The sequence below is a fragment of the Rhodococcus sp. SB1D genome, assembly GCF_048573875.1.
Taxonomy (GTDB): Bacteria; Actinomycetota; Actinomycetes; order Mycobacteriales; family Mycobacteriaceae; genus Rhodococcus_F; species Rhodococcus_F qingshengii.
This window is the reverse complement of the sequence record NZ_JBMAIQ010000001.1, coordinates 950897-969534: the sequence shown is the minus strand read 5'-3', so window position 1 is coordinate 969534 and position 18638 is coordinate 950897. Positions and strand designations below refer to the sequence as shown.

The 18638-nt window shown below is 64.6% G+C and carries 18 protein-coding genes; 1 reads left to right on the top strand and 17 read right to left on the bottom strand.

Going from position 1 to position 18638, the window contains the following annotated elements:
- Positions 1-56: 56 nt before the first annotated feature.
- The 13 genes from whiA to fmt all read right to left on the bottom strand — a co-directional run bounded on the left by whiA (position 57) and on the right by fmt (position 12783).
- Entirely contained in the window at positions 57-1034 is a 978-nt protein-coding gene (gene whiA, locus ACN50D_RS04615) for a DNA-binding protein WhiA (RefSeq protein WP_021344225.1), read from the bottom strand.
- On the bottom strand, positions 1031-2095 hold the full coding sequence (locus ACN50D_RS04610; RefSeq protein WP_083057211.1) for a gluconeogenesis factor YvcK family protein: 1065 nt from the start codon (positions 2093-2095) through the stop codon (positions 1031-1033). Before ACN50D_RS04610 ends, whiA begins: the two co-directional genes overlap by 4 nt.
- The gene (gene rapZ, locus ACN50D_RS04605) at positions 2092-2991 is read right to left on the bottom strand and encodes an RNase adapter RapZ (RefSeq protein WP_003944872.1); all 900 of its coding nucleotides are present in this window, start codon (positions 2989-2991) and stop codon (positions 2092-2094) included. Before rapZ ends, ACN50D_RS04610 begins: the two co-directional genes overlap by 4 nt.
- A complete protein-coding gene (gene uvrC / locus ACN50D_RS04600) occupies positions 2988-5180 on the bottom strand; it encodes an excinuclease ABC subunit UvrC (RefSeq protein WP_003944805.1) in 2193 nt (730 codons plus the stop codon). The genes rapZ and uvrC overlap by 4 nt, the downstream gene beginning before the upstream one ends.
- Positions 5181-5254: 74 nt before the next feature.
- On the bottom strand, positions 5255-5728 hold the full coding sequence (locus ACN50D_RS04595; protein ID WP_003944987.1) for a PH domain-containing protein: 474 nt from the start codon (positions 5726-5728) through the stop codon (positions 5255-5257).
- Entirely contained in the window at positions 5725-6222 is a 498-nt protein-coding gene (ribH, locus tag ACN50D_RS04590) for a 6,7-dimethyl-8-ribityllumazine synthase (protein WP_003944999.1), read from the bottom strand. Before ribH ends, ACN50D_RS04595 begins: the two co-directional genes overlap by 4 nt.
- Positions 6219-7493 (bottom strand): bifunctional 3,4-dihydroxy-2-butanone-4-phosphate synthase/GTP cyclohydrolase II, encoded by a 1275-nt coding sequence (locus ACN50D_RS04585; RefSeq protein ID WP_003944833.1) that lies wholly within the window; start codon positions 7491-7493, stop codon positions 6219-6221. The genes ribH and ACN50D_RS04585 overlap by 4 nt, the downstream gene beginning before the upstream one ends.
- Before the next feature lie 110 nt (positions 7494-7603).
- Positions 7604-8212 carry a riboflavin synthase gene (locus ACN50D_RS04580; RefSeq protein WP_003944892.1) on the bottom strand — a complete coding sequence of 203 codons (609 nt, stop codon included), beginning with the start codon at positions 8210-8212 and terminating at the stop codon, positions 7604-7606.
- Between the two features lie 5 nt (positions 8213-8217).
- Positions 8218-9270, bottom strand: a complete 1053-nt coding sequence (gene ribD, locus ACN50D_RS04575) for a bifunctional diaminohydroxyphosphoribosylaminopyrimidine deaminase/5-amino-6-(5-phosphoribosylamino)uracil reductase RibD (protein ID WP_211920202.1) — start codon at positions 9268-9270, stop codon at positions 8218-8220.
- 8 nt (positions 9271-9278) lie between these two features.
- Positions 9279-9962, bottom strand: a complete 684-nt coding sequence (rpe, locus tag ACN50D_RS04570; protein ID WP_007727987.1) for a ribulose-phosphate 3-epimerase — start codon at positions 9960-9962, stop codon at positions 9279-9281.
- Positions 9963-10026: 64 nt separating this feature from the next.
- Positions 10027-10374 carry an MmcQ/YjbR family DNA-binding protein gene (locus ACN50D_RS04565; RefSeq protein ID WP_003944924.1) on the bottom strand — a complete coding sequence of 116 codons (348 nt, stop codon included), beginning with the start codon at positions 10372-10374 and terminating at the stop codon, positions 10027-10029.
- 40 nt (positions 10375-10414) lie between these two features.
- Positions 10415-11863, bottom strand: coding sequence for an RsmB/NOP family class I SAM-dependent RNA methyltransferase (locus tag ACN50D_RS04560; RefSeq protein WP_003944903.1), 1449 nt, complete (start codon positions 11861-11863; stop codon positions 10415-10417).
- Complete coding sequence (gene fmt / locus ACN50D_RS04555) at positions 11860-12783, bottom strand: methionyl-tRNA formyltransferase (RefSeq protein ID WP_064075328.1); 924 nt, start codon at positions 12781-12783, stop codon at positions 11860-11862. The genes ACN50D_RS04560 and fmt overlap by 4 nt, the downstream gene beginning before the upstream one ends.
- A gap of 288 nt (positions 12784-13071) precedes the next feature.
- Between fmt and ACN50D_RS04550 the strand changes: the two genes are divergently transcribed.
- Positions 13072-13278 (top strand): hypothetical protein, encoded by a 207-nt coding sequence (locus tag ACN50D_RS04550; RefSeq protein ID WP_003944900.1) that lies wholly within the window; start codon positions 13072-13074, stop codon positions 13276-13278.
- Positions 13279-13335: 57 nt separating this feature from the next.
- Here the strand turns inward: ACN50D_RS04550 and ACN50D_RS04545 are convergent, their stop codons facing one another.
- The 4 genes from ACN50D_RS04545 to metK form a co-directional block, all read right to left on the bottom strand.
- Complete coding sequence (locus tag ACN50D_RS04545; protein WP_211920204.1) at positions 13336-14355, bottom strand: esterase/lipase family protein; 1020 nt, start codon at positions 14353-14355, stop codon at positions 13336-13338.
- A gap of 94 nt (positions 14356-14449) precedes the next feature.
- The gene (locus tag ACN50D_RS04540; RefSeq protein ID WP_372450105.1) at positions 14450-15118 is read right to left on the bottom strand and encodes a PadR family transcriptional regulator; all 669 of its coding nucleotides are present in this window, start codon (positions 15116-15118) and stop codon (positions 14450-14452) included.
- A 172-nt stretch (positions 15119-15290) separates the two neighbouring features.
- Positions 15291-17309, bottom strand: coding sequence for a primosomal protein N' (locus tag ACN50D_RS04535; protein WP_080726519.1), 2019 nt, complete (start codon positions 17307-17309; stop codon positions 15291-15293).
- A gap of 25 nt (positions 17310-17334) precedes the next feature.
- The gene (gene metK, locus ACN50D_RS04530; RefSeq protein ID WP_003944827.1) at positions 17335-18549 is read right to left on the bottom strand and encodes a methionine adenosyltransferase; all 1215 of its coding nucleotides are present in this window, start codon (positions 18547-18549) and stop codon (positions 17335-17337) included.
- Positions 18550-18638 lie beyond the last annotated feature (89 nt).

Below are 18638 nucleotides of genomic sequence, written 5' to 3'. Positions count from 1 at the left end.
TCATACCCTAATGCGCGTGGCCCGAACGTGCGCAGCCCACCCTGACGGAGGGCAGGTCACCCCTCTTCGAGTAGCTCCACATTCACTGCGGATTCGGTGTCGGGTATGCCCGTTTCCTTGGCCTTGCGATCAGCCATGGACAGCAGGCGACGGATACGTCCGGCAACGGCGTCCTTGGTCATCGGCGGGTCGGCCAACTGGCCGAGTTCTTCGAGGGACGCCTGCCGATGCTCGACGCGCAGTGCACCCGCCGCCGCGAGGTGATCGGGCACGTCCTCACCGAGGATCTCCAACGCACGCTCGACGCGCGCAGCAGCCGCAACGGCAGCGCGAGCAGAGCGTCGCAGGTTTGCGTCGTCGAAATTGGCGAGACGATTGGCGGTGGCGCGGACCTCGCGTCGCATCCGCCTCTCCTCCCACACCAGACGTGTGTCCTGGGCTCCCATTCGGGTCAGGAGATCGCCGATGGCCTCACCGTCGCGGATCACCACACGATCCGTTCCGCGAACCTCACGTGCCTTCGCCGAGATCCCCAGACGCCGCGCAGCTCCAACCAGAGCAAGTGCGGCTTCCGGGCCCGGGCAGCTCACTTCGAGCGCCGACGAACGGCCGGGTTCGGTCAGGGAACCGTGCGCGAGGAACGCACCGCGCCACGCTGCTTCGGCATCGCCGACACTTCCGCCGACGACCTGCGCAGGCAAGCCGCGAACCGGGCGCCCGCGAAGATCGAGCAGTCCCGTCTGGCGCGCGAGGGCCTCACCCTCCTTCGCCACACGCACGATGTAGCGAGCGGACTTTCGAAGCCCGCCCGCACTGAGTACGTGCACGTCGGCACTGTAGGTGAACAGGTCGAATATCTCCCGGCGCAGACGTCGCGCCGTGGAGCCCAGATCCACCTCTGCTTCGACGACCACCCGGCCGCCGACGATGTGGAGCCCACCGGCAAAGCGCAGCAACGCGGAGACCTCTGCCTTGCGGCAGCTGACCTGAGTCACCACTAACCGGCTCAGTTCGTCCTTGACCTCCGCTGTCATTGCCACGAAGCGTTCTCCCTCTGTTCTTCGGATTGCTGTTCTTGCAGGGAAGACTGTGTCGAATCCCCTACTGCCGCACTGCTCGACAGTTCAGCCAGTACATCGGCCAGTTTTGCCGGATCGTGTACATGCGCTGCGCCCGGTGAGGTGTCCGCGACATCCGCGTACCTGACTTCGGCTGAAAATTGATCCGCCGCACGCTGCAGATGTTCACGTTCACGCCCGGCCGGTACCGACGCCGAGTCGACCACCACGTAGTCGACCCGGAAATCGGGCACGTGTTGGGAGAGTACGTGCAGGTGACGCTCCGCGGAGAATCCGGCGGTCTCCCCCGGCTCGGGTGCGAGATTGAGCACCAGTACCTTTCGAGCCTTCGTCGACGACAGTGATTCGACGAGTTCGGGTACCAGGACGTGTGGGATCACGCTCGAGAACCACGATCCCGGGCCGAGAACCACGAGATCGGCACGATCGATCGCAGTCACGGCATCGGGGCACGCGGGCGGATTGGACGGGAGCAGTCTCACACGCCGAACCTTGCCCGGGGTGGTCGCGACGGCAACCTGTCCACGAATGCAGCGGCTGACGCGGGGGTCCTCTTCGAGTCCCTGAACGTCGGCTTCGATCTCGAGCGCGATCGGCGACATCGGCAGCACACGGCCACGGATTCGCAGCAGTCGCGCCATCTCGTCGAGCGCGACGACCGGATCGCCGAGCACCTCGGTCAGTCCGGCCAGGATGAGATTGCCCACCGAATGCCCGGCAAGTGCGCCGACACCGCCGAAGCGATGCTGAATGGTCCGAGTCCAGTCGACTATCTCGGGTTCGTCCGACGCGAGAGCAGCCAGCGCCATCCGGAGGTCTCCAGGCGGGATGACGCCGAGTTCGGCGCGTAGCCGGCCCGACGAACCACCGTCGTCGGCGACCGTGACCACGGCGGTGACGTCGACCGTCAAGCGTCTGACGGCCTGGAGCGTGGCGAACAATCCGTGCCCGCCGCCGAGCGCGACGATGGCCGGCCCCTCGGTTGTCTCCCGCGAGCGATGTGTCGGTTCACTCATTCGCGCCCCAGATCCCGGTGCACGATGCTGACCGAGATGTCGTCCTCGGAACCCAAACGCCTCGCGAGAGCTTCGGACATGGCCACGCTTCGGTGCTTACCGCCGGTGCACCCGACCGCAATTGTCATGTAGCGCTTTCCTTCTCGTCGATATCCGGCGATCGTCAAATCCACCAGATGTCGGTAGGTGTCGAGATAGTCTTCCGCGCCCTCGCGGGACAACACGTAGTCGCGGACGTCGGCATCCTGACCGGTGTGCGGGCGAAGTTCAGGGATCCAGTGGGGATTGGGCAGGAAACGAACGTCACAGACGAGATCGGCGTCCATCGGCAGGCCGTACTTGAATCCGAACGACTGGACCGTCACCTTCATCGTGCGGTTGGCATCGTTCCCGAACGCCGTTTCGATCTTCTGACGCAGCTGATGCGCCTTCAGCGCCGACGTGTCGATGACCAGATCGGCGGCCGCCTTCACCACGGCCAACTGCCGACGCTCGGCTGCGATCCCTTCGGACAATGTGCCGTCGATGCCGTCGTTCTGCAACGGATGACTGCGGCGCACCTGTTCGAACCGTCGGATCAACACGTCGTCCGACGCTTCGAGGTACAGCACCCGAGTATGGATCGGTTCCGCCTCGAGTTCGGTGAGCACCCACCCGAGATCGCCGGTGAAGAGTCGACTCCGCACGTCGATCACGACGGCGAGACGATCGACCGGCGGGTCGGAGGTCAGGCTCAGACCGACCATTCGGGAAATGAGCTCAGGTGGCAAATTGTCCGCGACATACCAGCCGAGGTCTTCGAGCACCTTGGCAGCGGTACTCAAACCTGCTCCGGACAATCCCGTCACCAGCAGGAAATCCATCGTTCGACTGTCTTTGGCGCTGTCGGTAGTCACTGTGCACTCGGCCCCGTCGTCGGCATGGACAATTCTCGCGACTCGGAGCCTTCGTCACCGCTACCGGATTCGGCGCTGGGCGCGTCAGCAGACGTAACAGACGATTCGGATTCCGTGTCCAGCTCATCATCCCCTACCGCGGCTGGCAGCGCTCGAGCTTCAGCACCCGCGTCGGCTGCAGCCGAATCCGTGCCGAGTGCGGCCAGAACTGCTGTGGCGGTGGTCTCACCGATACCGGGGACCTGCATGATCTCCTCGACCGTTGCCGTTTTCAGCTTCGCCACGGAACCGAAGTGAGCCACCAGAGCGGTTCGACGAGTTTCACCGAGCCCCTTGACCGAATCCAGAGCCGAAGCCGTCATCCGCCTCGAGCGTTTGCTGCGATGGAACGTGATCGCGAAGCGGTGGGCTTCGTCTCGGATGCGCTGCAGTAGGTACAACGACTCGCTCGTCCGAGGGAGGATGACCGGATCTTCTTCCCCCGGTACCCATACCTCTTCGAGTCTTTTGGCCAACCCGACTACCGCGACGTCGGTCACCCCCAGCTCGTCGAGGACCGCCGCTGCCGCCGTGACCTGAGGGGCGCCGCCGTCCACGACAAACAGATTGGGCGGATACGCGAACCGCCGAGGCCGGCCCGTCGCCGGGTCGATCGCCGCTTCGGGAGCCAGATCACCACCGTCCGAGTCCATGGTCGACGCCGACGCCGCGAGGACGCCCAGGTCGCGGTTGTGGCGCAGGAACCGCCGACGCGTGATCTCCGCGATACTCGCGACGTCGTCGGAATGACCGTCGCCGGCAGCTTCCTTGATCGCGTAGTGGCGGTAGTCCGACTTACGCGGGAGCCCGTCCTCGAACACGACCAGTGACGCCACGACGTCGGTTCCCTGGACGTGACTGATGTCGATGCATTCGATTCGTAGCGGAGCCGAGTCCAGGTCCAGTGCTTCCTGGATGCCCTGCAGCGCCGCAGAACGCGAAGTGAAATCGCCGGCGCGCTTGAGCTTGTGCTGCGCCAGAGCCTCTTTCGCGTTTCGCTGGACTGTTTCGGCGAGGTCTTTCTTGTCGCCGCGTTGCGGAACCCGCAGTTGCACTTGCGATCCCCGAAGCTTGCTCAGCCACGCCTGGATCTCGGTCGCGTTTGCCGGCAGAACCGGCACCAGAACTTCCTTGGGAACTGCGCTGATCCCGGCCTCGGAACCCGCTCCCGGGTCGAGGGCCGCCTGCTCCCCGTAGAACTGGGTGAGGAACTGCTCGACCAGGATCGGCAGGTCGGACTCGGCGTCGAGTGCGGCCCAGTCGATGGCGTCGCCTGCCTTCTCCACGACCCATCCACGCTGACCCCGCACGCGTCCGCCCCGCACGTGGAACACCTGAACGGCGGCTTCGAGATCATCGGTGGCAAAGGCGACGAGATCGGCGTCGGTGCCGTCACCGAGTACGACGGCCTGCTTCTCGAGCGCCTTGCGCAAAGCCCCGATATCGTCACGCAGACGGGCCGCGGTCTCGAAGTCGAGGTCCTCGGAAGCCTGCTGCATGCGCTTTTCGAGATCTTTGACCAACTTGTCCGTGCGGCCGGCGAGGAAGTCGCAGAAATCTTCGACGATCTGACGATGCTCCTCGGCGCTGACTCGCCCGACGCAGGGCGCCGAGCACTTGTCGATGTAGCCGAGCAGACACGGCCGGCCGATCTGGTTGTGTCGTTTGAAGACTCCGGACGAGCACGTTCGTGCGGGAAACACTCGTAGCAGCAGATCGAGTGTTTCGCGGATGGCCCAGGCATGGGAGTAGGGACCGAAGTACCGGACACCCTTGCGCCGCGGACCGCGGTAGACGAACAAGCGCGGGAACTCTTCGTTGAGCGTCACAGCGAGAACCGGATACGTCTTGTCGTCGCGGTACCGGACGTTGAACCGCGGATCGAATTCCTTGATCCAGTTGTACTCGAGCTGAAGCGCTTCGACTTCGGTACTGACGACGGTCCACTCGACGCTGCCGGCGGTGGTCACCATCTGCCGAGTACGGGGATGAAGTGTCGTGACGTCCGCGAAGTACGAGTTCAAACGTGAACGGAGGCTTTTCGCCTTTCCGACGTAAATGACCCGACCATGCGGATCGCGAAATTTGTAGACGCCCGGCGCAGCCGGAATGGTTCCGGTAGCGGGGCGGTAAGTCGAGGGATCCGGCACGGTTTCAGGTTAGTCGCCGCCACCGACCGACTCGGAAACGCGCAGGATGCGGGCACCGAACCGGTCGGAAGACGTCAGTTGCTCTTGTGCGCGACCGGTGCGTAGCGGTCGGCCAGTTCGCGGAACTTACCGACCGTGTCGACGGCGTACTCGCGGTCGTTGGACTGGATCGCCATCACTGCCATGTACTCGTCGTCGGGCAATTCGATGCGTGCCCAGGCGGCACCGTCGGGGAACGAGAGTCCCTCGAACAGATCCCAGTCGACGATCTTCTCGCCCAAGATGTTTCGTACGGCAATACCCTGCTTGCCCACCTTGACCCGGGGCCGCGTCAACATCAGCACACCGAGAGCCAGAATGGTGCCGATGCCTGCCATCGCGATCTGGTCCGCGGCACGGAAGTACACGCCGGTGGACCCCTGGCGAAGCAGGAGTGCCAGTGTGACGTGAACGATCACCAGGAGGACGGCAACTCCGATCGCGTATCGCGTCGACTTACGCGGTGACGCAATCAGTTCCCAGTTCTCGTTGTCGCCGGGTGTACTCATCGAAACGAATCCTCGGTCCATGGTGCTCGGAGATGGCGCAGGGTCACTGCGGTGTCCAGTGCGGCGGCGCAGGCCTGTGCGCCCTTGTCCTCGACGCTACCCGGCAGACCCGAACGGTCAAGAGCTTGCTGCTCGGTGTCGGTGGTCAGGACACCGTTCCCCACGGGAGTGCTTTCGTCGAGCGAGACGCGTGTAAGGCCCGCGGTGACCGCGTCGCACACGTACTCGAAGTGCGGCGTGCCGCCGCGGATGACAACACCGAGTGCGACGACGGCGTCGTGCGTGCGCGCCAATGCCTGCGCAACGACCGGCAGTTCGATCGCGCCGGCGACACGGACCAGTGTCACGTCCTTGATCTGCGCCTCCTGCGCGACGCGCTGCGCGCCGGCGATCAGAGCCTCGGAGATCGTCGCGTGCCACTGCCCGGCAACGATCGCCAGCTTCAGATCCTTGGCCTCGGCGATCGCGAGCTGCGGCTGACCTTCGCCGCTCACAGTGCGGTTCCCGGCTGTGCGGTGTTCTGGTTCGCCTCGTACTCGTCCAGTCCGATCAGATCGTGACCCATCCGATCGCGCTTGGTGCGCAGGTAGGTGAGGTTCTCCGCATTCGCGCGCAGCGGCATCGGAACACGATCGGTGATCTGCAGGCCGTAGCCGTCCAGACCCACACGCTTGGCCGGGTTGTTGGTCAGCAGACGCATCGACGAGATCCCCAGATCGACGAGGATCTGCGCACCGATGCCGTAGTCGCGGGCGTCCGCCGGTAGGCCGAGTTCGAGATTGGCGTCGACGGTGTCGGAACCGGCGTCCTGGAGCTGGTAGGCCTGCAGCTTGTGCATGAGACCGATGCCACGACCCTCGTGCCCGCGCATGTACAGAACAACGCCGCGGCCCTCCTGGGCGACCATGTCCAGTGCGGCGTCGAGCTGCGGGCCGCAATCGCACCGCAGCGAACCGAAGACGTCGCCGGTGAGGCACTCGGAGTGAACGCGGACGAGTACGTCGCTACCGTCGCCGTCGGGGCCTGCGATGTCGCCGCGCACCAGCGCAACGTGCTCGACCTCGTCGTAGATGCTCGTGTAGCCGACAGCGGTGAACTCACCGTGGCGGGTGGGGATGCGGGCCTCGGCGATGCGCAGCACGTGCTTCTCGTGCTTGCGACGCCACGCGATGAGGTCGGCGATCGAGATCAGAGCAAGGTTGTGTTCGTCGGCGAAGACTCGCAACTCGTCGGTCTGAGCCATCGCGCCTTCGTCCTTCTGGCTGACGATTTCGCAGATGACGCCGGCAGGACGCAGGTCCGCCATGCGGGCGAGGTCGACTGCAGCTTCCGTGTGGCCAGGACGACGCAGTACTCCGCCTTCCTTCGCGCGGAGCGGAACGACGTGACCGGGGCGAGTGAAATCGTTGGCACCGGATTCGGGGTTGGCGAGCAGACGCATCGTCGCAGCGCGGTCCGACGCCGAGATGCCGGTACCGATTCCCTCACGGGCGTCGACGGTGACGGTGTACGCCGTGCCGTGCTTGTCCTGGTTGGTGGCGTACATCGGGGGCAGGCCCAGCCGATCGCAATCGTCACCGTCGAGCGGCACGCACAGGTAGCCGGAGGTGTACCGGACCATGAACGCCACCAGTTCCGGGGTGGCTTTCTCGGCGGCGAAGATGAGGTCGCCCTCGTTCTCGCGATCCTCGTCGTCCACGACGACAACAGCTTTACCTGCAGCGATATCTGCTACTGCGCGCTCGATACTGTCGAACCTGGTCACGTGCTCGCACTCCAAAGTCTTGACTTTTCACATCATCGAATACAACAAGTGCATCCGACGGATGCACTGACAACCCTACGACCAATCGGACGGGTCCGATCAGCCTGGTCCTACCGACCGGCAGAGTGAAGCCGCTCGACGTACTTGGCGATCACGTCCACCTCGAGGTTGACCGGCGTACCGACCACAGCGGTTCCGAGCGTCGTCAACTCGAGCGTTGTCGGGATCAGCGAGATCTCGAAGTACTCGAACCCGCGGTCTCCGCCCAGCGCGGAGACCGTCAGCGAGACTCCGTCGACGGTGATCGAACCCTTCTCCACGACGTAACGGGAAATGGAGTCGGGCAGTGCGATCCGCACTACCTCCCAGTTCTCGGACGGCGAGCGGGAAATGACGTGGCCTGTTCCATCGACATGCCCTTGAACCAGGTGGCCGCCGAGTCGGCTGTTCAGCGCCGCGGCACGCTCGAGGTTGACGCGAGAGCCGACATCCAATTTCGCCAGGCTCGAGCGGTTCAGGGTTTCCTGCATGACATCTGCGGTGAACGAACCGTCGGCAAGCACGTCGACCACCGTCAGGCACACTCCGTTGACCGCGATCGAATCACCGTGGCCGGCGTCGGAGGTGACCAGTGGCCCGCGCACCGTGAAACGTGCAGCATCGACCAGTTCTTCCTTGGCGACAATTTCGCCGAGTTCTTCCACAATTCCTGTGAACACGCGCCCTACTCCTCGTTCCCCGGAGCAGAACTCTCCGGAACCAGACTCAACAAAATATCGGGGCCGATCGTTACCGCAGACTCCAAACGGAATCGGTGGGCGTCGGTGATGGTGTGCACTCCGGCATCGACGAGTGCGGAGGCGCCCGCGCCGAGCAGGATCGGAGCGATGTATGCCTCTATGACGTCGACATATCCGGCGGCAAGGAATGCTCCGGCCAGACGGGGCCCACCCTCGAGAAGTACGTCCGTGTACTCCCCCAACGCCTCGACTACTTCGTCGATGTTGTCGGTGTTGAGCACCAGAGTCGGTGCGGTTTCGTCGAGAATGCTTGCCGTCGAGGGTATTTCGCGCTTCCCGACGACGACGCGAACGGGCTGGTGCGCCGCGAGCTCACCGGTGGGCTGACGTGCGGTCAGCCACGGATCGTCGGCGAACACGGTGCCGGTACCGACCACGATCGCATCGATCTGCGCTCGCTGCGCATGCACGCGCGCCCTCGCCTGCGGACCGGTGATCCACTGACTCGTTCCGTCCTCGGCGGCGCTGCGTCCGTCCAGACTGGCCGCGTACTTCCACGTGATGTGCGGGCGACCGGTGCGCTGTTTGTGCAGCCAGGCCCGCAGTGGACCAGCCTCCACCTCGGGTGCTCGCAGTCCGGCCGTGACGCTGATTCCAGCGCGCATGAGGGTCGCTGCGCCGCCGGAAGCCTCCGGATTGGGATCACCGACGGCGTAGACAACCGCCGAGACTCCGGCGTCGATCAATGCCTGCGAGCAAGGGCCGGTTCGTCCCTGGTGATTGCACGGTTCCAGTGTCACCACGGCCGTACCGCCACGTGCCGCATCGCCGGCCTCGTCGAGAGCCACGACCTCCGCGTGCGGTCCACCGGGCGGTTGCGTCATACCGACGCCCGCGATGGTTCCGTCGGCAGCGAGGATGACCGCGCCGACCGGTGGGTTGGGGCTGGTGAATCCGCGCGCGGAATCAGCTGCGGCCAGCGCGATCTGCATCGCGGCGTCGAGATCAGCCTTCGACGCCTGTCCACCCTTTGCCATCGAGCGGCTCAGACCGACAGCGTCAGGTGCGGCGACGCCGAGGCGGCCTGCGCGCGCAGCTTGCGCACCGCATCACCGGGATCACTCGCTCCGTACACCGCCGAACCGGCGACGAAGCAGTCGATCCCTGCTTCAGCGGCCTGCTCGATCGTGGAAGCGTTGATGCCGCCGTCGATTTCGACAAGGAGCGTCAGCTCACCCGAGTCGACGAGCTTTCGAACTGCGCGTGCCTTGTCGAGCACCTGAGGCATGAAGGACTGACCACCGAATCCGGGTTCGACGCTCATGATCAAGAGGGTGTCGAAGTCCTTGAGGATTTCCAGGTAGTCGTCGATCGGGGTTCCAGGCTTGATGCTCAGCCCCGCCTTGGCACCAGCTGCACGAATATCGCGGGCAACCGAACGCGGATCGTCGGTGGCCTCGGCGTGAAACGTGACGTTGTACGCACCGGCCTCGGCGTACGGCGGCGCCCAGCGCTCCGGATTCTCGATCATGAGATGGCAGTCGAGCGGAATATCCGTCGCCTTCAGCAGACTCTCGACCACCGGCAGACCCAGCGTGAGATTGGGAACGAAATGCGCGTCCATCACGTCGACGTGAAGCCAGTCGGAGCCGGACACGGCAGTCGCTTCATCAGCGAGTCGAGCAAAATCTGCGGACAGAATGGACGGTGCAATCATCGGGGAAGCCACGACGCCGAGTTTAGCTGTGTCTCATTGCCGACCGTGCATGCACATCGGAGCCGGTGCAATCAGATCAGTTCTTGACGACGGTGTGGAGCTTTCGCACCTTGGCCGGTGCCTTGATACGCCACGCGTCTTCGAGCATCTCACCCAACTGCACCTCGTCGATCAGTTCGAGGTGCACGAGGATCGAGCCGTGCCCGTGATAGTGATCGGTGGTGAAGAAAGCCGCCTCGCCACTGGCGAGTAGCGCCTCCTTCTCGTCCAGACCGCACATCACGACCAAAGCGCCCTCCGCTTCGGTGCGGAGCCGTGCAAAAGTTTTACCTGCCACCTTGAGTGCCGGGGTGTTGTACGAGGTCGACTCTTCCACGGAGGGAAGAGCCGAACCCAGTACTACAACCTGTTCCCACGTAACCATGTAGGCACCATACGACTACCGATGCCCAGAAGTCATCCGATCAGGCCAGCGGCTTGCGCAAAGCGGCCATGAACATAGCGTCCGTGCCGTGTCGATGCGGCCACAACTGAACCGACGATCCGTCTCCGACGTCCGGGACACCTGGCACCAATTCCTTGGTGTCGAGTTCCACGACGCCATGACGCCGCACCGCATCGGCGACCACTGCCAGCGTTTCCGACAAGTGCGGCGAGCACGTGGAGTACAGCACCACTCCGCCGGGGCGAACCAGTTCGATTGCGGCAGCAAGCAATTCACGCTGCAACTTCACGAGCGGAGCCACATCGGACGGCTGGCGACGCCAACGTGCCTCCGGGCGCCGACGCAGCGCACCCAACCCGGTGCAGGGAGCGTCGACGAGGATCCGGTCGTATCCGGGTTCGAGCCCGGATTCGCGGCCGTCCGCCACGTGTACGTCCACGGGAAGCTCGCGAGTGGTCTTGCGAATCAACTCGGCACGGTGTTCGACGGGCTCGACGGCGTCGAGTCGCCCGCCTTCGATACCGGCGAGAGCGCCGAGAAGCGCTGCCTTACCGCCCGGACCTGCGCAGAGATCGAGCCAGCGTCCGGAGTCTTCACCTTCGAGAGGAGCAATGCTGAGGGCGCGGGCCACCAGCTGACTGCCCTCGTCCTGCACGCCCGCCAAGCCTTGGCGGACCGCCTCGAGCTGTCCGGGGTCACCGCCGTCGAGATGCACGGCGTACGGCGAGTACGGCCCGATCTCGCCGCCGGTCACCAGTGCAAGCTCCTCGGCGGAGATCTCGCCGGGGCGGGCGACGAGGTGTACTGCAGGGCGGGCGTCGTCGGCGATCAGGACGTCTTCGAGTTCACCGGCAGCAGCGCCGAGCGAGTCGGCAAATACCTGCGCGATCCACAGGGGGTGAGCGTGCTCGAAGGCGAGCCGGCCGACCGGGTCCTTCGGGGCCAGCAGCTCGACCCACTCCTCCTGGGTGCGTTCGGAAACACGGCGCAGGACCGCATTGACGAATCCTGCTCGGCCCTGGCCGTTTTCGGCGCGGACCAGATCGACCGAGGTTGCGACGGCAGCGTGCGGTGCGACACGAGTGCGCAGCAATTGGTACGAGCCGAGTCGGAGAACATCGAGCAGAGTTCCGTCGATCTCTTCGATCGGCCGACCCGCTGCATGGGCGATCACCGCATCCAGCAGTCCCTGAGCACGTGCCGCGCCGTACGCCAGTTCGGTTGCCAGCGCCGCGTCGCGTGCGTCGAGTTTGCGGTCACGCAGGAGCCCTGGCAGAACCAGGTTCGCGTACGCGTCACGCTCACGGACCGCGCGCAGGACGTCACGCGCCGCCAGACGCGGTTGATCGAGCCCGGCGGTTGCCGGATCAGGCCGCTTGGCCTGCTTCGGCTTGGTGTTCTTGGCGCCGCCGCCGTTCTTGGCTCCGGGACCCTGTGTCCGCCGTGCCGGTCGTCGTGATTCGGTCACTGTGCTCGTACCTCCGCGTCGAGTCGGGCACCGCGTGCCCAGTCCCCTGCCGACATCAATTTCTTGCCCGGGGGCTGAATCTGCCCGAGTCGCACCGCGGTGGTCGCGGTACCGATGTACAGACCATCCTTGCGTACCGAGATCTCACCGACTGCCAGGGTCTCGTCCGTGACGGTGATCGGGCCGACCTTGACTCGAAGATCACCGATCATCGTCCAGGCCCCGGGTGCGGGTGTGACGGCTCGGATGTGCCGGTCCACCGTGCGAGCGGGCAGTTCCCATCGCACGCGGGCCGCGTCCACCGTCACCTTGGGGGCGTACGAGACGCCGTCGTCAGACTGCGGAACCGCGTTGATCTCTCCGGCCTCCAGGCCGTCGAGTACCGATTCGAGCAGGGCAGCGCCGTTTTCCGCCAGACGCCCGAGCAGGTCGCCTGCCGTATCGGTGTCGCGAATCCGCTCGGTCATCACTCCGTACACGGGGCCGGTATCCATCCCGGCTTCCAAACGGAACGCGCTCGCACCCGTCACCTCGTCACCGGCACTGATCGCGGCCTGCACCGGCGCGGCGCCGCGCCACGCGGGAAGCAACGAGAAATGCAGATTGACCCAACCGTATTTCGGAATGTCGAGGACGTTCTGTGGCAACAGGTTTCCGTAGGCGACGACGGGTGCACAGTCCGGTTCGAGGCGGGCGAGTTCGGCCGCGAAGTCGGGATCGGACGCCTTGGCCGGCGTCAGCACCGGGATGCCGTGCTCGTCGGCAAGCAGACCGATCGGCGATCGGGTGACTTTTCGACCGCGGCCCGCCACAGCGTCCGGACGCGTGACGACGGCTACCACTTCGTGGTTGGCGGATTCGATGAGCCGACGCAGTGAAGGAACCGCGGGTTCGGGTGTTCCGGCGAACACGACGCGCATGTCAGCTCTCCCGTTTCGTTGGGCTCTTCGGACTCTGATCAGCCGATCGGCCTGTCGAACGCGGTGGACTGCAACTCACGAAAATGCTCCCGGATGTGTCGGTGGGTGGAACTGTCAGTCTAAGGACTGCGAGAGCTACGACCTACCTCGCGCCGCACCGAACCACTTTCTCAGCAATTTCTTTGATCAGAACCCTGCACATTCACCGGTCCTCGGTATTGACTGTTTCTGTCGTCGCCACTCGGCGGAGGCTGATACGGGATACACCGATCACACGGAGGAACTTAGATGGCAGGCATCGACAGTAAGTTCGACAAGGCCTACGCAGGAAAGTCCGTCGAAGAATTGGCGGACGCCCCGGTCGCGGCACTCAACGGCGTAAGCGATTCGGACGCAGAACATTTGAAGGCAGCGTTCAACATCAAGACCGTCCGCGACCTCGGAACGAACAAGTTCTTCCTGTGGGCGCAGGCCACTGCCAAGCTCGCCGAGTAAACATCCCGACCCACGTGATCTCGGTGCTCACGAGTTAGCAGCTCACGAATTTGCAGCTCACGAATTTGCGTCGATGACCACTTGCGGAATATCCGTGCCGAGCGGCACCACGCTGCACGAAGCGTGCCGCTCGGCATCGGGGTCGAGGACCGTCCGGATGACGTCGATCACGTAGGGGTCGTACGGCATGCGGAAGTGGCCGGTCAGGTTAGACGGGCACAGATCCTGGAGGACGATGTTTTCTGCACCGGCACCGCGGAGCGCGATGTTCGAGGACGGCTGGATCATCTCGTCGACAGTGGACCCGATGGTCGTGTAGCGCACTCCGGGTACGGTGTCACCGCCGGCGTTGAGGGTGTTCAACATATCCGACCCCTGCATCTGCTCACGGACAGCTCGCGAAAAGACGTCTTCGACAAAGGCTTCTCCGCCGGGGATCGCACGGACAATGGGAACCAACCCGAACATCACCCCACCGTAGGTCGGCGAAGCCAAACCGACCCAATGATCGACGTAGGCGTCGCCGCCCATCTTGTTGACGTAGTACCGCGTCACCGTCGCGCCTTGGGAATAGCCGATCACGTCGACCTTGTCCGCTCCGGTCGCGGTCAGCACCTGATCGACGAAAGAACCGAACGCGGTGGCACTACCGACTATGTCGCCGACGCCGTAGGTCTCGTGTGCGACGTCCCCGTCTTCTTCTTTGATCGCACCGCCGTAATTGAGAGCGAAGACGCAGTAGCCGTCAGCTGCCAGTGCCGGCGACAGGGCCGCCCAATCCGCGTACGCCTCGGTGTCGGTTCCGTGCGCGAGTACAACCGGTCGGGGATGCGTGGCGGAAGGCTCACAGCCGAAATCGTTCGATCCGGCAGGTGCGGATCCTGGATGAGCATGCGCATATGCCGTAGCAACGGAACGGGTCGCCTGACCCGGACCGATGTCGAGAGGAACGTCCATCGCGTCGGCACTCGCAGACGGAAGCGTCGGTGCGGCACCCGATATAGCCGGCGGTGCTCCGATCAGCAGCGCCACTGCTACCGAAAATGTCAGTCCCACAGACCGTTTGACGCCAGCCATTGTTCCTGCTCCTGCTCTGATCCTACGAGGGAGCTGACCGTAACACCAGAAACTTCGAGGCGCATACCCTACCGAACAGTAGGTATCCGACGCCTCAATTGCCGCCTTCATCGGCGTCATCACCGGCAAGCACTCGGTAGAGCGACTTGCGCGCCTCGACAAGTACGTCGGCTGCGGCCTTGACCTGCGCTGGTGTGCCTACAGCAGCCACTTGACCGGCCGCGCCCATCAGCTGGCCGATCAGTTCTCGAAGGTCCTGCTCCGGCTCCCCTACGCTGAGACGAACGTCATCCCACGGCGCCCCGAGATCGGCGCGATGTTCCTCGACGTACCCGACGCCTTCTTCTGTCAGCTTGGCGGTTTTGCGGCCGGCAACCTTTTCGATGATGACGAGTCCTTCGTCCTCGAGTTGGGACAGGGCGGGATAGATGGAACCCGGACTCGGCTTCCAGACGCCGCCGCTGCGCTCGACGATCTGCTGAATCAATTCGTAGCCGTGCATCGGCTCTTCGGCGATCAACAGCAGAATCGCAGCGCGCACATCTCCTCGACGACCTCGTCCGCCACGTCCTCGCCCGCGACCGAATTGAGCGCCCGGACCGAAGCCGGGGCCGGGTCCGCCGTCTGGACCGAAACGCCCCCGCCGGTGGCCTCTGCGTGGCATGTCACCGAAGCCCGGCCGCTCGTGCGGTCGACCGCGTCGTCCACCGTCTCGATCGCCGGGACCATCGCCCGACGCGCCGTCGTCCGTCGGCACCCACATCACAAATGGTGGCCGTTGCTCACGGCCGAAACCGCCGAAGAAACCGCGCCGGCCGAACATCCCCTCGTTCGGGAAACTTGCATCCATCGTCGAACCTCCATCACTATCGTTGATAGTTCGACGATATATCGTCATATCGGGTAGCGCAAGGATTCCTCCGACAACTCGAAACTTAGCCGATGCGGCGTGGGTCGATCTGAATGCGGACCGGACCCGAAGACTTCCGCGCACTGCGCGCGGCCCTCGCATGTGCCAGAGCGTCCGCAAGGCCGCGACCGTCCTTGCGTGGAACGCGGACCAGCATTCGCTCCGGCGCGACACCGCTCTCGTCCTCACCGGAATACGGAAGCCTCTCCCCCGCAGGCAGTTCCACTGGTCCGAGCAGTACAGCACTTGCCGGCAGATCAGCCGAGTCCACCAACTCCGCAATTGCTGCGGATCCACCGTCGATCGCAGCCATGTGAACGGCCGGAGGAAAGCCGACCTCGTCCCGTTCCTCGAATTGAGACTGTGCGTGCCCCACTGGATCCCATCGGACCAACGCCTGCACCGTCGGGATACCCGAGTCTGCGACAACCACAACTTCACCGCCTTCGGACAGCGGAATCACCATGGCAGCAGCCGACATCCAGCGTCTGAGTGTTTCCTCGGCGGCGCGAAGATCGGGTCGGCCGAGCAGTGCCCAGCCGTCGAGCAAGAGCGCGGCGCCGTAGCCGCCGGTCATCACCGGCTCCGCACCCACTGTCGAGACCACCAACGCGGGCCCGTGTGGCAGTTCCTTGACCACATCACTGCCCCCGGACAGAACAACTTTCACACCGGGAAACGCCCGCCCGAGTTCTTCGGCGGTCCGGCCGGCACCGACCACCACCGCGCGCAACGCTTTCGCCCCGCACGCGTGACATCGGTAGGCGGCATCGGCAACCCCGCACCAGCGGCACGCCGGTGTCCCGGCGCCGTCGGGACCTGCCGCAGCGGGAAGAGCCAGTGGGCCGTTGCACCGACGGCACCGTGCCGGGGCACGGCACTTTCCGCAGGCCAGGGTCGGTACGTACCCCCGCCGAGGCACCTGTACCAGGACTCCGTTGCCCTCACCCAGAGCGCGCCGGGCGGCCGCGAATGCAATAGCGGGCAAACGAGCCGCTCTGGCTCCCGGATCGCGGGCCAAGGCTTGATCGCTGTCGGCAAGCGCGGTGATCTTGGGTGCGTGGGCACGAACGACGTCCCGCGTAGCGACCAGATCGTGCGCCCATCCCGAGTCGACGAGTACCTGCGCTTCTGCCGTACGGGAGAACCCACCGATCACGACGGCGCACCCGGCGACGTAGCCACGCAGGACGGCAACTTCGCGGGCATGTGGATACGGCGACCGCGGCTCGGACAAGTTGTCGTCGCCGTCGTCCCAGACGACGACAAGACCGGTCTCGGGCGTCGGCGCAAAAACAGCACTCCGTGTGCCGACGACGATCCGGGCGGTCCCGCGCAGTGCAGCGAGCCACCTCCGATATCGCATGGCCGGCCCCAGGCCCGCGGACAGACCTACCACCGCATCCGCTCCGGAGAGTTCGGTACAAGCGGCGACGACGCGGTCCAGGTCGCGTTGATCGGGCACAACCAGGATCGCGGATTTACCACTTGCCGCTACGGCCCCGGCCAGTTCGGCCAGGCGCAGTGGCCAGTTTTCACCAGGCAACGCCTGCCAGACCGCACGCGGGCTTTTCGACTCGCGAATGGCGGATAGGAAGGCGTCACCGAATCTGTAGAGATGCCAACCATTTTCGATCGGTTCAGGAGCGGACGGTGACTCGGCGGGCTCCCACGGTTCCGCCTCGACCTTCGCGTGGCGCGGCGGTACCGCCAAACGGAGAACATCGGCGCGGGTTCCGGCATAACGCTCCGCCACACGATCGACGACTTGCGCGATTTCGGCCGTCAAGACCCGCTCGGACGAGATGACGCGTTCGAGCCAGCCGAACTTCCCCTGATGGTCACTGGTCGCCTCGCGCGAGACGATGAAACCGTCCACCAGACGACCAGCGAAGCGGATGCGCACCCGGACTCCGGGCTGCGCATCCGCTTCGAGTTCACGAGGAACGAGGTAGTCGAATTCACGGTCGAGGTGAGCGAGCGGGAGCATCGGCAGCACCCGGGCGACCGGATCGACTTCTGCCGCTACTCTTTCCGCGCCCACCCGCGCCCCGTCTGTACGTCAGTGATCAGAGACCAGCTGCGCTACGCAGCTTGTCGGCGCGATCGGTGCTCTCCCACGGGAGGTCGATGTCGGTGCGACCGAAGTGACCGTATGCCGCCGTCTGCGCGTAGATCGGGCGCAGCAGGTCGAGGTCGCGGATGATCGCTCCCGGACGCAGGTCGAAGATCTCGGTGATCGCCTTCTGGATCCGTGCCGGATCGGTCTTCTCGGTGCCGAAGGTTTCGACGAAGAGTCCGACCGGAGCTGCCTTGCCGATGGCGTAGGCGACCTGAACCTCGATGCGGTCGGCCAGACCTGCGGCAACAGCGTTCTTGGCCACCCAGCGCATGGCGTAGGCAGCGCTGCGGTCGACCTTTGACGGGTCCTTGCCGGAGAACGCGCCGCCACCGTGGCGAGCCATTCCGCCGTAGGTGTCGACGATGATCTTGCGGCCGGTCAAACCGGCGTCACCCATCGGGCCACCGAGGACGAACTTGCCCGTCGGGTTCACCAACAGACGAACATCGGAGGTGTCGAGATCGGTGAGGTTGACGTCGGTCAGCACCGAGTGAAGCACCTTCTCGCGAAGATCGGGCGTCAACAGGTTGTCGAGGTCGATGTCAGCGGCATGCTGGGTGGAGATGACCACGGTGTCGAGACGGACAGCCTTGTCACCGTCGTACTCGATGGTGACCTGGGTCTTGCCGTCCGGGCGCAGGTACGGCAGCACGCCGGACTTACGGACCTCGGTCAACCGGCGAGAGAGACGATGAGCCAGCGCGATGGGCAGCGGCATCAGTTCCGGCGTGTCGGTGGTGGCGTAGCCGAACATCAGGCCCTGGTCGCCCGCACCCTGACGGTCGATCTCGTCGTCGCTGATTCCGTCGACGCGAGCCTCGTGCGAGTGATCGACACCCTGCGCGATCTCGGGCGACTGGGCGCCGATCGCGACGTTGACGCCGCACGAATTTCCGTCGAAGCCCTTTGCGGAGCTGTCGTAGCCGATTTCGAGGACCGTGTCGCGCACGATCTTCGGAATGTCCGCGTACGCAGTGGTCGTGACCTCACCGGCTACGTGAACCTGGCCGGTGGTGACCAGTGTCTCGACGGCCACGCGGGCGCGCGGGTCCTGGGTGAGCAGCGCGTCGAGGATCGAGTCGCTGATCGCGTCACAGATCTTGTCCGGGTGCCCCTCGGTGACGGACTCGCTGGTGAATAGCCGACTGCCGGACTTGCTCACAGATCTCCCTCTCGACGACTGAGTTCTTGACTACAGCTTATTGAAGTATCCGAATCACCGTTCGGTGACCGTTTTGTCATGCTTTGTTA

Bases quoted from the DNA above. Each gene is read 5' to 3' on its own strand.
- ACN50D_RS04565 (WP_003944924.1), bottom strand. From the start codon at position 10,374: ATGGTTACGTGGGAACAGGTTGTAGTACTGGGTTCGGCTCTTCCCTCC.
- ACN50D_RS04610 (WP_083057211.1), bottom strand. From the start codon at position 2,095: ATGAGTGAACCGACACATCGCTCGCGGGAGACAACCGAGGGGCCGGCC.
- ACN50D_RS04550 (WP_003944900.1), top strand. From the start codon at position 13,072: ATGGCAGGCATCGACAGTAAGTTCGACAAGGCCTACGCAGGAAAGTCC.
- ACN50D_RS04540 (WP_372450105.1), bottom strand. From the start codon at position 15,118: ATGTGGGTGCCGACGGACGACGGCGCGTCGGGCGATGGTCCCGGCGAT.
- ACN50D_RS04595 (WP_003944987.1), bottom strand. From the start codon at position 5,728: ATGAGTACACCCGGCGACAACGAGAACTGGGAACTGATTGCGTCACCG.
- whiA (WP_021344225.1), bottom strand. From the start codon at position 1,034: ATGACAGCGGAGGTCAAGGACGAACTGAGCCGGTTAGTGGTGACTCAG.
- ribD (WP_211920202.1), bottom strand. From the start codon at position 9,270: ATGGCAAAGGGTGGACAGGCGTCGAAGGCTGATCTCGACGCCGCGATG.
- ACN50D_RS04545 (WP_211920204.1), bottom strand. From the start codon at position 14,355: ATGGCTGGCGTCAAACGGTCTGTGGGACTGACATTTTCGGTAGCAGTG.
- fmt (WP_064075328.1), bottom strand. From the start codon at position 12,783: ATGCGCGTCGTGTTCGCCGGAACACCCGAACCCGCGGTTCCTTCACTG.